Raw genomic sequence first — 14,215 nt, 5'->3', positions numbered from 1 at the left:
ACTCAACGGGTCTTGACGTCGACGAACGGCGGCTTGACCACCTCGCAGTCCAGCAGCCGGCCGCGGACGTCGACGCTGACCACGGCACCGTCGGCCACCTCGGCGTCGGTGTCGATCAGTGCCAACGCAATGCCCGCGCCCAGCGTCGGGGAGAACGTGCCCGATGTGGTGACCCCGATCGGCGCGGCGTCGCGCAGCACCACCATGTCGGCGCGCGGCACCCCGCGGCCGGTCGCCCGCAGTCCGCGCAGCAGCCGGCGGGGGCCGGCCTGCTTCTCGGCCAGCAGCGCGTCGCGCCCGAAGAACGCCTCCTTGGACCACCCGACCGCCCAGCCGGTACGGGCCTGCAGCGGCGAGATGTCAGGTGAGAGTTCGTGACCATGCAGCGGGTAGCCCATCTCGGTGCGCAGCGTGTCGCGCGCCCCGAGCCCGGCGAGCTGGCCGTCCCTGCTCTCGACCTCCGCCGCCAGCGCGTCGAACACCACCGGGGCCCAGTCCCACGGCGGCAGCAACTCGTAGCCATGCTCGCCGGTGTAGCCGGTGCGGCACACCCGGACCGGCACCCCGGCGTACTCGGCGTCGGCGTAGCCCATGTAGTCCATGTCGTACGGCAGGCCCAGCGCGGCCAGCACCTCGGATGACCGCGGCCCCTGCACCGCCAGCACGGCGAAGGAACGGTGCTGGTCAGTGACCGCAATATTCTCCGGCGCAGCATCTTTCAGTGCGGCGACCACCGCCGCGGTATTGGCGGCGTTGGGCACCAGGAAAATTTCGTCGTCGTCGACGTAGTAGGCGATCAGGTCGTCGATCACCCCGCCCTCAGGCGTGCAGCACAGCGTGTACTGCGCCTTGCCGGGCCCGATCCGGCGCAGGTCGTTGGTCAGCGCGGCGTTGACGAACTCCGCGGCTCCGGGCCCGGCCACCAGCGCCTTGCCCAGGTGGCTGACGTCGAACAAGCCGACCGCCTCGCGGGTGGCGGTGTGCTCGCCAACGGTTCCGGCGTAGGACACCGGCATCAACCAGCCGCCGAATGGGGAGAAGGTGGCCCCGCGGTCGCGGTGCCGGGTTTCCAGCGGGCCGTGCAGCACTGCGTCGTCGGTCGCGTCATCGGTCACAGCGACCAACCTTAAACGCCACCCGATTAGGGTGTCGCTGTGAGCACTCAACCCGGTTACAGCGCCCCCACCGTCACCGTCGCCTCGTCGCTGCCCGAAGAGGTCTTGGGTTCGTCGGTTCTGCTCGTTCCGATCGTCAGCGGCGCCGACGAGGACGGCGCTCCGACCGTCGTCGGCGGCCCGTTCCTGGACGTCGAGGCGGTCGGCGAGATCGAGGTCGCGCTGCGGGCACTGGGAGCCAAAGCCGGCCCCGAGCAGCTGACCCGGCTGCATGTGCCGTCGCTTCCGGTCGGCAGCGTGCTGGCGGTCGGTCTGGGCGCGGCACGCGACGAGTGGCCCGCCGAGGTGATCCGACGGGCATCCGGCGCGGCCGCGCGGTCGCTGGCCGGGGTGAACGCGGTGATCACCACGCTCGCCGAGTTGCATCTGGGCGCCGCGGTGGAGGGCCTGATCCTCGGGGCCTATCAGATGCACGAGTACCGCAGCGCCAAGACCGCGCCCAAGGAGCCGGGGCTGTCCACGATCACCGCGCTGAGCACGGCCAACGGAGCCAAGGCGCACGCCGCCCGCGCCCTGGCGATCGCCGCGGCGGTGGCCACCGCACGTGATCTGGTCAACACCCCGCCCAGCCATCTACATCCCGACGAATTCGCCCGCCGGGCAGAGATTTTGGGCACCGGCGCAGGGTTGAAAGTCGAGGTGCTCGACGAGAAGGCGCTGGCCAAGGGCGGCTACGGCGGCATCATCGGCGTGGGTCAGGGCTCGGCCAACCCGCCGCGCCTGGTGCGGCTGACCTACAAAGGCGGCAAAGGCAAGAATGCCCCGAAAGTGGCGCTGGTCGGCAAGGGCATCACCTTCGACACCGGTGGCATCTCCATCAAGCCGGCGGCCCAGATGCACCACATGACTTCCGACATGGCCGGCGCCGCCGCGGTGGTCGCCACCATGGTGCTCGTCGCCGACCAGAAACTGCCGATCGACGTCATCGCCACCGTCCCGATGGCCGAGAACATGCCGTCGGCCACCGCGCAGCGGCCCGGCGACGTGCTGACCCAGTACGGCGGAACCACTGTGGAGGTACTCAACACCGACGCCGAGGGCCGGCTGATCCTGGCTGACGCGATCGTCCGCGCCTGCGAGGACGAACCCGACTACCTGATCGAGACCTCGACGCTGACCGGCGCCCAACTCGTCGCGCTCGGCGCCCGCATCCCCGGGGTGATGGGCAGCGACGAGTTCCGCGACCGGGTGGCCACCCTGTCCCAGCGGGAGGGCGAAAACGGTTGGCCCATGCCGCTTCCCGACGAGTTGAAGGACGATCTGAAGTCGACGGTGGCCGACCTGGCCAACATCAGCGGGCAGCGGTTCGCCGGGATGCTGGTGGCCGGGGTGTTCCTGCGGGAGTTCGTCGCCGAGGGTGTGCAGTGGGCGCACATCGACATCGCCGGGCCGGCCTACAACACCAGCGCGCCGTGGGGCTACACCCCCAAGGGCGGGACGGGTGTTCCGGTGCGGACGCTGTTCGCGGTTCTGGAAGATATCGCCGGATGCGGGTGAGCGGCGAATCCGGCCCGCGCCGCGAACGGGTGAGCGGCCCGCATCAGGTGAAGAACACCACCATCAGCTGAGCCAGGAACACCTTGGCGATCATCGACACCGGGAACAGCACCGCGTAGCCCACGGCCACCCGCTGATCGGGCATTTTCGACATGGCGTAGGCGTACGGCGCCGGATTCAGCTGCGATCCGGTGAGCCCGCCCAGCGCCCGGGCGGTGCCGTACTTCAGCACGTAGCGCAGGCCGATCACGCAGACCAGCACGTGCGCGGCCGCGATGGTGAAGCCCAGCGCCACCAGTTGCAGGCCTTCGGTCTGCAGCGCCTTGACCAGTCCGGGTCCGGCGCCGCTGCCGACCGCCGCCAGGAAGACCAGCAGCGCAAACTGATTCAGCGTGTTGTTGACGTTGCCGGGCAGTGTCCACACCACCGGGCCGGTGCGGCCGATGGCACCCAGAATCACTCCCATGACCAACGGCGCGGTGGCGGTGCCCAGCACCAGCGCTCCGCCACCGGGCAACGGGATCGTCAGGAACGCCAAGGCCATACCGAGCATGAGACCCAGGCCCAGGCCGATGGCGTTGATGTCTCCGGCGACACGCTCGGAATCGCCGAGTTCCTTGGCGATTTCGGCCAAGCGTTCCCGGGGGGCGGTCACCCGGAGCCGGTCACCGGCACACAGCACGAGATCCGGGGTGGCGATGATGTCGACGTCGCCGCGGCGCACCCGGCGACGGGGCCTTAGACGGGGCCTTAGACGACCTTGCCGCGTGCGGTGCTGCGCAGCACCTGCGGCAGCACCCGGGAGGTGCCGTACAGCAGGTAGGCCTCCGGCGTGACGGGCCGGACGGCCTTGTTCGCGCGCACCGCGGCCACGATGGCGGCGGCCACTTTCTCCGGGCCGTAGCTGCGCACGTCGAACATCCGCTCCAGCTGGGCGCGCCGGGTCGGCACCACCGCGTCGCGGCCGTCGGAGGCATGGAAACCGGTCGCCGAGACGATGTTGGTGTTGACCAACCCGGGGCAGATCGTCGTCAGTCCCACTCCGGCGGCGTCGAGTTCGGCGCGCAGGCAGTCGGAGAACATGTACACCGCCGCCTTGGAGGTGCAGTAGGCGCTCAGCGAGCTCAACGGGGCGTAGGACGCCATCGACGCCACGTTCACGATGTGGCCGCCGGTTCCCCGGTCGACGAGCCGGCGCGCGAAGGACCGGCAGCCGTTGACCACTCCGCCGAGGTTGACGTCGAGCACCCGGTCGAACTGCTCGGCCGGGGTGTCCAGGAACGCGCCGGCTACGCCGATGCCGGCGTTGTTGACGACGACGTCGGGCACGCCGTGTTCGGCACTGATCTGCTCGGCGAAGCGCTCGACCGCCTCGGCGTCGGCAACGTCGACCAGGTACGGGTAGGCGACGCCGCCGTGACCGGCGATCTGTGCGGCGGTCTGCTGCACGCCAGCCTCGTCGATGTCGCTGACCACCACCTCCGCACCCTCGGCCGCGAAAGCCAGCGCAGTCGCCCGGCCGATGCCGCTGCCCGCGCCGGTGACCGCAACCAGCATGTCGCCGAACGGTTTTCGGGGGCGACCCACCTGCGCCCGCAGCAGGGCCCGGCCGGCCGGCGCACCGTCGAGGTGGCGGATCAGTTCGTCGACCGCCGCTGCGATCACCTGCGGGTGCGACATCGGCGACCAGTGCCCGGCAGGGATGTCGCGCCGCCACAGCCGATCCACCCAGCGCGGGGCGTCGTCGTAGACGTAGGGGCGCACGAACTTGTCCAGCGTGTTGACCACCAGCTGAACCGGGACCGCCACCGACCGGTCCTGCAGCGGGCCGGTCACGGCGCGAGGGAAATTGGCGCGGTAGATCCGCAGCCCGTTGGTGGCGTCGGCGACCAGCGTGCCGCCCTGATGGACGCGCGGCCGCGGGATGCCCGCGGCGATCAGGTACCGGTTCATCCACCGGGCCAGGAACGCCCGCATCGCCAATGGCGTCAGCACCGGGATCGCGAAGGCGATCATGTAGCTGAAGTGCGCCGCCTGGGCGAACGCCCGGGCGAAGCGGCGCGGCCGGTACGGGCGGGCCAGCCCTTCGCGCAGGTAGCGGCTGAGCTGCCCGGGGTCGGGACCGGAGACCGAGGTGTAGGACGCCACCCGCTCGCCCGCCTGGGGTCGGGTGACGTACTCCCACACCGTCGCCGCACCCCAGTCGTGCCCGACGACGTGGACCTTCTCCCCCGGGCACCACGCGGTGACGACGGCGTCGAAGTCGTCGGCGAGGGTGGCTACCCGATACGCCGAGACATCGCCGGGCACCTCCGACGCGCCGGCACCGCGGTTGTCGTATCGGATGATCCGGTAGTCGTCGGCCAGTAACTCCACCACGCCGTCCCACAGCACGTGCGAATCCGGCCAGCCGTGCACCAGCACGACGGTCGGTCCATCGGGGTTGCCTTCCTCATAGACCGCCAGGCGGGTTCCGTCGTGGGACTGGAGGTAGCTGGGCGGCATCCGCGTCGGCATCGGAGAATTATGGCCCGTCGAGTTCGGCGCGCAGTTCGCGGCGGCGCTCGATGCGTCGGCGGGCGTCGAAGTCACGCATCCGCTGTGGATAGCCGACCTTCTGCACGTCATAGATCGGGATGCCGAGCCGCTCCCCGACTCGCCGGGCGCCGGCCGGTCCGCCGACCTGTCGCCGGGTCCATTCCCCGTCGGCGGCCACCAGCACGACGGTCATCGGGGTGACGGGCGTCTGCGGCTCGACGAAGGCCTCGATGCCGGTGCGGGCGGCCGCCCACTGGCGCAGATACCGGAGATCGGGGCCTGCACCCGAGCTGTCTCGCCGAGACTTTCTGATCCTGTCGAAGAGGCCCACGCCCGCGATCTCCTCTCGCACTCACCGCGTCCTTCGATGGTGCCAGAGAAAAATGAGCTTCGCGCTTACGCGCCGATGCCGGTCCTTCAGTGACAGGATTGTGTCGCACCACGCCGTGGTAAGCCAGAGGTCGATCGACGACAGGAGTCAACACACATGGCCGTCTCCGTCCAGATGCCCGCACTCGGCGAGAGCGTCACCGAGGGCACCGTTACCCGCTGGCTCAAGCAAGAGGGTGACACCGTCGAGGTGGACGAGCCGCTGCTGGAGGTGTCCACCGACAAGGTTGACACCGAGATCCCCGCACCCGCGTCGGGTGTGCTCACCAAGATCGTCGCCCACGAGGACGACACCGTGGCTGTCGGCGGCGAGTTGGCCGTCATCGCCGATGCCGGTGAGGCACCGGCCGCCGCATCGGCGCCCGCCCCCGCGCCCGCCCCCGCGCCCACCCCCGCGCCCGCCCCCGCGCCCGCCGAAGAACCCATGCCCGCCGAGGAGCCGGCCGCCCAAGCCGCGCCGGCACCGGAGACCACCGAGGCCCCACCGGCGCCCGCCCCGTCCGCTCCAGCCGCCCCGTCCGGCGATGCGACATCGGTGCTGATGCCCGAACTCGGCGAATCGGTCACCGAGGGAACCGTGACCCGCTGGCTGAAGAAAGTCGGCGACACCGTCGCCGTGGACGAGCCGCTCGTCGAGGTCTCCACCGACAAGGTCGACACCGAGATCCCCTCGCCCGCGTCGGGAACCCTGATCAGCATCACCGCCGAGGAGGACGCGACGGTCAAGGTCGGCGGCGAGCTGGCCAAGATCGGTGCCGCCGGCTCCGCCCCGGCCCCCGCCCAGCCCGCAGCCCAGCCCGCAGCCCAGCCCGCACCCGAGCCGGAACCCAAGCCCAAGCCGGAACCCAAGCCCGAGCCCGCGCCGGCACCACCGACGCCGAAGGCAGAGCAGCCCCCGGCACCCGCACCGGCGCCGGCGAGCGCACCGGCCGGCGGCGACGACGCACCGTATGTGACGCCGCTGGTGCGAAAGCTGGCCGCGGAGAACGGCGTCGACCTGTCGACCGTCAAGGGCACCGGCGTCGGCGGACGCATCCGCAAGCAGGACGTGCTGGCCGCCGGCCAGCCGAAGGAGGCCGCGAAGGCTGCGGCCGCGCCGGCGCCCGCCGCGAAGGCCGCCGCTCCGGTGGCCTCACCCCTGGCCCACCTGCGTGGCACCACGCAGAAGGCCAACCGGATCCGGCAGATCACCGCCCGCAAGACCCGGGAGTCGCTGCAGCAGACCGCCCAGCTCACCCAGACGCACGAGGTCGATATGACCAAGATCGTGGCGCTGCGGGCGCGGGCCAAGAAGGAGTTCGCCGAGCGCGAGGGCGTCAACCTCACCTACCTGCCGTTCATCGCCCGGGCCGTCATCGACGCGCTCAAGGCGCACCCGAACATCAACGCCAGCTACAACGAGGAGACCGCCGAGGTCACCTACTACGACGCCGAGCACCTGGGCTTCGCGGTGGACACCGAGCAGGGCCTGCTCTCCCCCGTCGTGCACAACGCCGGCGATCTGTCGTTGGCCGGGCTCGCCCGGGCGATCAACGACATCGCCGCCCGCGCGCGCTCCGGCAACCTCAAGCCCGATGAGCTCTCCGGCGGCACCTTCACCATCACCAACATCGGCAGCCAGGGCGCGTTGTTCGACACCCCGATCCTGGTTCCACCGCAGGCGGCCATGCTGGGCACCGGTGCAATCGTCAAGCGGCCCAGGGTGATTGCCGACGATTTCGGCAACGAGTCGATCGGCGTGCGGTCCATCTGCTACCTGCCGATGACCTATGACCACCGTCTCGTCGACGGTGCCGACGCCGGCCGGTTCCTCACCACGGTGCGGAAACGGCTGGAGGAAGCCGCGTTCGAAGCCGAACTCGGACTTTGAGCACCGAGACGCTCACCGTCGCCGTCGCCGGCTCCTCCGGGCTGGTCGGTTCCGCTCTCATCGCGGCGCTGCGGTCGGCTGATCATCGGGCGCTGCGCATCGTGCGGCGTAAGCCGGGACGCGACGAGGTGCAGTGGAACCCCGACAGCGGCGAGTTCGACTCGTCCGCGCTCGAGGGCGTCGACGCGGTGGTCAATCTGTGCGGCGCCGGGATCGGCGACAAACGCTGGTCGGGCGCTTACAAGCAAGTGCTGCGCGACAGCCGTATCGACCCCACCGAGGTGATCTCCACGGCGGTGGCGGAGGCCGGGGTGCCGGTGCTGATCAATGCCAGCGCAGTGGGGTACTACGGCGATACCGGGTCGCGGGTGACCGACGAATCATCCTCTGCAGGAACGGGTTTCCTGGCGCAACTGTGCGTGGACTGGGAAGCCGCCACGGCACCGGCCGTCGACGCCGGGGTCCGTGTCGTGCTGGCCCGCACCGGTCTGGTGCTCTCACCCACCGGCGGTCTGCTCAGCAAGCTGAAGCCGCTGTTCGCCATGGGACTCGGCGGCCGGCTGGCCGGTGGCCGGCAGTACATGCCCTGGATCAGCCTGGAGGACGAGATCCGGGCGATGCTCTTCGCCATCCGCACACCGATGTCCGGCCCGGTGAATTTCACCGGCCCGGCCCCGGTGACCAACGCCGAGTTCACCGCGGCGCTGGGCCGGGCGCTGCACCGCCCCGCGCCCTGGCCGGTTCCCGGTTTCGCGCTGAAGACCCTCGTCGGGGAGTTCGCCGAGGAGGGACTGCTCGGTGGGCAGCGCGCCATCCCGGCGGCCTTGGAGCGGGCCGGTTTCCGGTTCCACCACAACACCGTCGGCGAAGCCCTCGACTACGCGACCGGGTCGACCCGCGGGTAGTACCGTCGGACAGGTGCGGCAATCGATCCGCTCCAGCGAAGATCCGGTACAGGTCCGGCACATCGACGTGCTCGACTACCAGGCTGCCTGGCAGTTGCAGCGGGAACTCGCCGATGCTCGGGTCGCCGGCGGACCGGACACCCTGCTGCTGCTGGAGCATCCGGCCGTCTACACCGCCGGTAAGCGAACCGAGCCCCACGAACGCCCGATGGACGGCACCCCGGTCGTCGACACCGACCGCGGCGGAAAGATCACCTGGCACGGGCCCGGTCAGCTGGTCGGCTATCCGATCATCGGTCTGGGCGAGCACCTCGATGTCCTCAATTACGTTCGGCGCCTTGAACAATCGCTGATCAGCGTGTGCGCGGATTTGGGACTGGACGCGGGCCGGGTGGATGGCCGCTCCGGGGTATGGCTGCCCGCCGAGGACGGCCGGCCCGACCGCAAGATCGGCGCGATCGGCATCCGGGTCGCGCGCGGCACCACCCTGCACGGCTTCGCACTGAACTGCGATTGCGACCTGGGGGCGTTCACTCGCATCGTGCCGTGCGGGATCGCCGACGCCGGAGTGACCTCGCTGACCGCCGAGCTCGGCCGGCGGGTCGGCGTCGACGATGTGCGCGAGCGAGTGGCCGAGGCGGTCTGCGACGCACTCGACGGCCGGCTGCCCGTAACATCGCAGCCATGAGCGTCGAGCCGGAGTCCACTGTCGCCGGCGCTCGGCCCGATGTCGCCGGCGCTCGGCCCGATGTCGCCGGCCCAGCGGCTCCGGCGGCTCCGGCGGCTCCAGGTAATCGCAAATTGCTGCGGCTCGAGGTGCGCAACGCCGAGACGCCCATCGAACGTAAGCCGCCGTGGATCAAGACCCGGGCCCGGATGGGACCGGAGTACACCGCGCTCAAAGGGCTCGTCCGCCGCGAGGGCCTGCACACCGTCTGCGAAGAAGCGGGTTGCCCCAACATCTTCGAATGCTGGGAGGACCGCGAGGCCACCTTCCTCATCGGCGGCGAGCAGTGCACCCGGCGTTGCGACTTCTGCCAGATCGACACCGGCAAGCCCGCCGAACTCGACCGCGACGAGCCCCGCCGGGTCGCCGAGAGCGTGGCGACCATGGGCCTGAAGTACGCCACCGTCACCGGCGTGGCCCGCGACGATCTGCCCGACGGCGGTGCCTGGCTGTACGCCGAGACGGTGCGCGCCATCAAGGCGCTCAATCCGTCCACCGGCGTGGAGTTGCTCGCCCCTGACTTCAACGGGGACGCCGGCCTGCTGCGTGTGGTGTTCGAGTCCCGGCCGGAGGTGTTCGCCCACAACCTGGAGACGGTGCCGCGGATCTTCAAGCGCATCCGGCCGGCCTTTCGCTATCAGCGCAGCCTGGACGTGCTGACCGCCGCGCGCGACTTCGGCCTGGTGACCAAGAGCAATCTCATTCTCGGCATGGGCGAGACCATCGACGAGGTGCACACCGCGCTGGCCGACCTGCATGACGCCGGCTGCGACATCGTCACCATCACCCAGTATCTGCGGCCCTCGCCCCGGCACCACCCGGTGGAGCGCTGGGTGCGACCCGAGGAGTTCGTCGACCTGGCGGCCTACGCCGAGGGCCTCGGCTTCGCCGGGGTGCTGGCCGGTCCGCTGGTGCGATCGTCCTACCGGGCCGGCCGTCTGTACGAAAAGGCCGCCACGGCACAGCGCCGCGCTACGTATCCTTGACAACTATGGCGAAAACCCGCACCCCCGCCGAACTGAAGGCAGCCAAGGCCGAGGCAAAGGCCACCCGCAAAGCCGCGTCCAAGCAACGCCGGGCTCAGCTGTGGCAGGCCTTTCAGATGCAGCGCAAAGAGGACACCCGGCTGCTGCCGTACATGGTCGGCGCGTTCCTGCTCGTCGTCGCGATCTCGGTGGCCGTCGGTCTGTGGATCGGCGGCTTCACCGCCGTCCTGTTCATCGTGTTCGGCATCGTGCTCGGCATCCTGGTCGCGTTCATCATCTTCGGCCGGCGGACACAGAAGAACGTCTACCGCAAAGCCGAGGGGCAGGCCGGCGCGGCCGCCTGGGCGCTGGAGAACATGCGCGGCCAGTGGCGAGTCAAGTCCGCCGTGGCGGCCACCGGTCACCTCGACGCGGTGCACCGGGTGATCGGCCGGCCCGGTGTGATCTTCGTCGGCGAGGGATCGGCGGCGCGGGTCAAGCCGTTGCTGGCGCAGGAGAAGAAGCGCACGGCGCGACTGATCGGCGACATCCCGATCTACGACGTCGTGATCGGCAACGCCGACGGCGAGGTGCCGCTGTCCAAGCTGGAGCGCCACCTCTCCAAGCTGCCGGCGAACATCAGCGTCAAGCAGATGGATGCCCTGGAATCCAAGCTGGCCGCGCTGGGCAGCCGTCTCGGCCCGGCGGCGATGCCCAAGGGTCCGCTGCCGCCGCAGGCGAAGATGCGCGGGGTTCAGCGCGCCGCCCGCCGGCGCTGATCCTCAAGGTGGTTCCTCACTCAAGGTGGTTCCTCACTCAACGAGGCGTCAGCGCCGCAGCACCGCTGTCCCCGTCACCCGGTCGTGGATGCCGCGGCCCTCGACGTCGGTGAACAGCGCGGGAATGACCAGCGCGATCAGCAGGCCGCGTGCGGCCGCCCGGCCGGTGCCGACGTGCAGGCGGTTGTCGACTGAGGCCACCCGCAGGCCCAGAAGGTACTGGCCGGGGGTGAACCCGAACAGCCGCACCGCCGCCACACCCAGCACGAACCAGACGATCAGCACGGCGGTGGCCAGAACGGCGCTGCCGTACAGGCCAACGGCCACACCGAGGCCCGCCAGCCCGTAGGCGATGAGCCAGTCCACCAGCAGCGCCGCCGACCGGCGTCCGGCCCGGGCCAGTGAGCCCGAGCCTTGCGCGGGCAGACCCAGCCGCTCGCCGGGGTAACCGTCGGTAGAGCCCAGGGATTGGGGTCCGGATAGCCAGGACCCGATCTCGCGTGCCATGTCCCCAGGATAGGGGTTATCCCGATGCGTAACGTCCGCGAAACAATTGCTTGACGACCGCGAAATATCGGCTCCCTACCGTCAGCCCGGGTTATTGAACGTCTGTGCCTGTAACAGCAGATAAGGAGCACGAAGTGGCGAAACAAACGTCAGACGACGACATCTTCAAGCTGATCAAGGACGAGAAGGTCGAGTACGTCGACATCCGGTTCTGCGACCTGCCCGGTGTGGTCCAGCACTTTTCCATCCCGGCCTCGGCATTCGACGAGAGCGTGTTCGAGGACGGCCTGGCCTTCGACGGCTCGTCGGTACGCGGATTCCAGTCCATCCACGAGTCCGACATGATGCTGCTGCCCGACGCGCAGACCGCGGTGATCGATCCGTTCCGGGCCGCCAAGACTCTGAATCTCAACTTCTTCGTGCATGACCCGTTCACCCGTGAGCCGTACTCGCGCGACCCGCGCAACGTGGCCCGCAAGGCGGAGAACTACCTGGCCAGCACCGGTATCGCCGACACCTGCTTCTTCGGCGCCGAGGCCGAGTTCTACATCTTCGACTCGATCACCTACGACTCGAAGATGAACGGCACCTTCTACGAAATCGACTCCGAGTCAGGGTGCTGGAACACCGGCGAGCCGTTCGAGGCTGACGGCAGCCCCAACCTCGGCTACAAGGTGCGCCCCAAGGGCGGCTACTTCCCCGTCGCGCCGTACGACCACTACGTCGACCTGCGCGACCAGATGTCGACCAACCTGATCAACGCCGGCTTCACCCTGGAGCGCGGTCACCACGAGGTCGGCACCGCCGGCCAGGCGGAGATCAACTACAAGTTCAACACGCTGCTGCACGCCGCCGACGATGTCCAGTTGTTCAAATACATCATCAAGAACACCGCGTGGCAGAACGGCAAGACGGTCACCTTCATGCCCAAGCCGCTGTTCGGCGACAACGGCTCGGGCATGCACGCGCACCAGTCGCTGTGGAAGGACGGCAAGCCGCTGTTCCACGACGAATCCGGCTATGCGGGCCTGTCGGACATCGCGCGCCACTACATCGGCGGCATCCTGCACCACGCTCCGTCGCTGCTGGCGTTCACCAACCCCACGGTGAACTCCTACAAGCGGCTGGTGCCGGGTTACGAAGCTCCGATCAACCTGGTGTACAGCCAGCGCAACCGCTCGGCGTGCGTGCGCATCCCGATCACCGGCAACAACCCCAAGGCCAAGCGCCTGGAGTTCCGGTGCCCGGACAGCTCCGGCAACCCGTACCTTGCGTTCGCGGCGATGATGATGGCCGGCATCGACGGCATCAAGAAGAAGATCGAGCCGCTGGCCCCGATCGACAAGGACCTCTACGAGCTTCCGCCGGACGAGGCCGCCAACATCCCGCAGGCGCCCACGTCGCTGGCGGCGGTCATCGACCGGTTGGAGTCCGACCACGACTACCTCACCGAAGGTGGGGTGTTCACCTCGGACCTGATCGAGACCTGGATCTCCTACAAGCGCGAGAACGAGATCCTGCCGATTCAGATCCGTCCGCACCCGTACGAGTTCGCGCTGTACTACGACGTGTAAGTTCCTGCGTCGCACGGCAACGGGCCCATTCGCTCCGGCGGGTGGGTCCGTCGCCGTCTTTGAGGATGGCGCTTTTCGGCACCGCTTCAGTTCACGACAGGCAGGCTCACATCGATCTCGGAGATGTCGATGAATCCCACCGAGGCATTCGCGAAAAGGGTTGCGGAACTGGTGATCTGCAGGGTGAGGTTGTCGGTGTCCGGGTCGGTGACGGTGTAGACGATGTCGTTGAGGTCGATGCTGACAGTGCGTTCGCGTCCGTCCAGGATGACCGGCACCGGAGTGACGATGTTGCCCAGCACCAGTCCGGTGGCGTTGTCGACGACTTGGGCGAACACAGCCCGAGCGGTACCCAGCCCGGAGTAGCGGAAGCTCACACTGGGTGCACCGACCACCCGCGCGCCGGCGCTCAACACGCTCTTGGGAATGTCGAGGCTGATCGCGTTGGTGGCTTTGGTGGCATTGGCCAGCGAGTCGGGAAACGGCACTCCCTCGGGACCCGGGCCGGATCCCCCGATGAGCCCGGCGATGAGCAGCGGTCCCCCGGCGGCGTCGTCGACCACCGTGGTGCGGGTGGCGAAACCGTCCTGGAACGGCAGCAGATCCGCTGCGTGATAGCCGCCATGCTGGTCGAACCACTGGAAGTCCGGAATCGCCGCGGCGGCGTCGTCCTGCTTCTTGACGTAGCCGGCCAGCCACGCCAGTGCACTGTCGCGCACCAGGGTGCGCTGGTCGGGATTGATCGGGGTGACGCACGATCCGTGGCCACCGCAGAACCAGATCACCTTGGCCGGGGTGCCGAACGGATTCGCCAGGATGGTCTCGGCATTGTCCAGCGACTGCCGCAGCGGGAACAGCACGTCGACGATTCCCTGGCTCAGCAGGGCCGGCGCCGTGAGCTCGTTGAGCAGCGAGGTCGGGCCGCTGCTGGCCAGCACGGCCTGCGCGCTCGGGCTGATCCAGCCGAACAGGTCCCCGGTCAGAACGCTGGTGTAGATCTGGTCGTTGATCCGGGCGCCGGTGACGACCAGCGACAGCAGCAGTGCGTTGGCGGAGACGGTCTTGAACGTTTCCGACGGATAGATCGACTCGGTCAGCGAGTTCCAGGCGATGTAGGGGGTGATCGCGTCGATGCGCGGATCGGTGGCGGCCGTGGTCAGCTGGATGCCCCCGCCGTAGGAGCCGCCCGACATGCCCACCCGCGGGTCGTTCGGCTGGTCCAGCTCGGTGGGGGTCGCAGACGCGATCCAGGACACCAGGGCCGAGACGTCCCGGCCCTCGTAGAACG

General features: G+C 69.2%; 13 protein-coding genes. 7 read left to right on the top strand and 6 right to left on the bottom strand.

All coding sequences use genetic code 11. The features are described from left to right. Positions 1-2: 2 nt before the first annotated feature. Complete coding sequence (gene gcvT, locus ADBZ6I_RS00860; protein ID WP_526379914.1) at positions 3-1,115, bottom strand: glycine cleavage system aminomethyltransferase GcvT; 1,113 nt, start codon at positions 1,113-1,115, stop codon at positions 3-5. Between the two features lie 39 nt (positions 1,116-1,154). Here gcvT and ADBZ6I_RS00855 point away from each other — a divergent pair, with 39 nt between their 5' ends. Further along, positions 1,155-2,672 (top strand): leucyl aminopeptidase, encoded by a 1,518-nt coding sequence (locus ADBZ6I_RS00855; RefSeq protein WP_526379912.1) that lies wholly within the window; start codon positions 1,155-1,157, stop codon positions 2,670-2,672. Between the two features lie 43 nt (positions 2,673-2,715). Here ADBZ6I_RS00855 and ADBZ6I_RS00850 read toward each other — a convergent pair whose 3' ends face one another. Genes ADBZ6I_RS00850 through ADBZ6I_RS00840 form a run of 3 tightly spaced genes read right to left on the bottom strand, consistent with a single transcriptional unit; the run spans position 2,716 to position 5,541 of the window. Next, complete coding sequence (locus ADBZ6I_RS00850) at positions 2,716-3,396, bottom strand: aspartate-alanine antiporter-like transporter (RefSeq protein WP_526379910.1); 681 nt, start codon at positions 3,394-3,396, stop codon at positions 2,716-2,718. A gap of 26 nt (positions 3,397-3,422) precedes the next feature. Beyond that, a complete protein-coding gene (locus ADBZ6I_RS00845) occupies positions 3,423-5,189 on the bottom strand; it encodes an SDR family oxidoreductase (RefSeq protein ID WP_526379908.1) in 1,767 nt (588 codons plus the stop codon). 7 nt (positions 5,190-5,196) lie between these two features. Continuing rightward, positions 5,197-5,541, bottom strand: coding sequence for an oxidoreductase (locus ADBZ6I_RS00840; protein WP_526379992.1), 345 nt, complete (start codon positions 5,539-5,541; stop codon positions 5,197-5,199). A gap of 156 nt (positions 5,542-5,697) precedes the next feature. Here ADBZ6I_RS00840 and sucB point away from each other — a divergent pair, with 156 nt between their 5' ends. Genes sucB through ADBZ6I_RS00815 form a run of 5 tightly spaced genes read left to right on the top strand, consistent with a single transcriptional unit; the run spans position 5,698 to position 10,846 of the window. Next, positions 5,698-7,470, top strand: a complete 1,773-nt coding sequence (gene sucB, locus ADBZ6I_RS00835) for a 2-oxoglutarate dehydrogenase, E2 component, dihydrolipoamide succinyltransferase (protein WP_526379906.1) — start codon at positions 5,698-5,700, stop codon at positions 7,468-7,470. Continuing rightward, entirely contained in the window at positions 7,467-8,375 is a 909-nt protein-coding gene (locus ADBZ6I_RS00830; RefSeq protein ID WP_526379904.1) for a TIGR01777 family oxidoreductase, read from the top strand. Before sucB ends, ADBZ6I_RS00830 begins: the two co-directional genes overlap by 4 nt. A gap of 13 nt (positions 8,376-8,388) precedes the next feature. Then, positions 8,389-9,063: a lipoyl(octanoyl) transferase LipB gene (gene lipB / locus ADBZ6I_RS00825; RefSeq protein WP_526379902.1), complete on the top strand. Its 675-nt coding sequence runs from the start codon at positions 8,389-8,391 to the stop codon at positions 9,061-9,063. Beyond that, a complete protein-coding gene (lipA, locus tag ADBZ6I_RS00820) occupies positions 9,060-10,088 on the top strand; it encodes a lipoyl synthase (RefSeq protein ID WP_526379900.1) in 1,029 nt (342 codons plus the stop codon). Before lipB ends, lipA begins: the two co-directional genes overlap by 4 nt. A 5-nt stretch (positions 10,089-10,093) precedes the next feature. Beyond that, complete coding sequence (locus tag ADBZ6I_RS00815) at positions 10,094-10,846, top strand: DUF4191 family protein (protein WP_526379898.1); 753 nt, start codon at positions 10,094-10,096, stop codon at positions 10,844-10,846. A gap of 48 nt (positions 10,847-10,894) precedes the next feature. Here ADBZ6I_RS00815 and ADBZ6I_RS00810 read toward each other — a convergent pair whose 3' ends face one another. Then, entirely contained in the window at positions 10,895-11,353 is a 459-nt protein-coding gene (locus ADBZ6I_RS00810) for an RDD family protein (RefSeq protein WP_526379896.1), read from the bottom strand. Between the two features lie 134 nt (positions 11,354-11,487). On the opposite strand from ADBZ6I_RS00810, the gene glnA reads away from it, so the two are divergent. After that, a complete protein-coding gene (gene glnA / locus ADBZ6I_RS00805) occupies positions 11,488-12,927 on the top strand; it encodes a type I glutamate--ammonia ligase (RefSeq protein WP_526379894.1) in 1,440 nt (479 codons plus the stop codon). An 86-nt stretch (positions 12,928-13,013) separates the two neighbouring features. On the opposite strand, the gene ADBZ6I_RS00800 is transcribed toward glnA, so the two are convergent. Next, a partial coding sequence (locus tag ADBZ6I_RS00800) for a CocE/NonD family hydrolase (protein ID WP_526379892.1) occupies positions 13,014-14,215 on the bottom strand: 1,202 nt, incomplete at its 5' end.

The sequence above is a fragment of the Mycobacterium sp. genome (assembly GCF_044342925.1).
Lineage (GTDB): Bacteria > Actinomycetota > Actinomycetes > Mycobacteriales > Mycobacteriaceae > Mycobacterium.
Note: the sequence above shows the minus strand (reverse complement) of the source record. Positions and strands in the feature narration are given on the sequence as shown.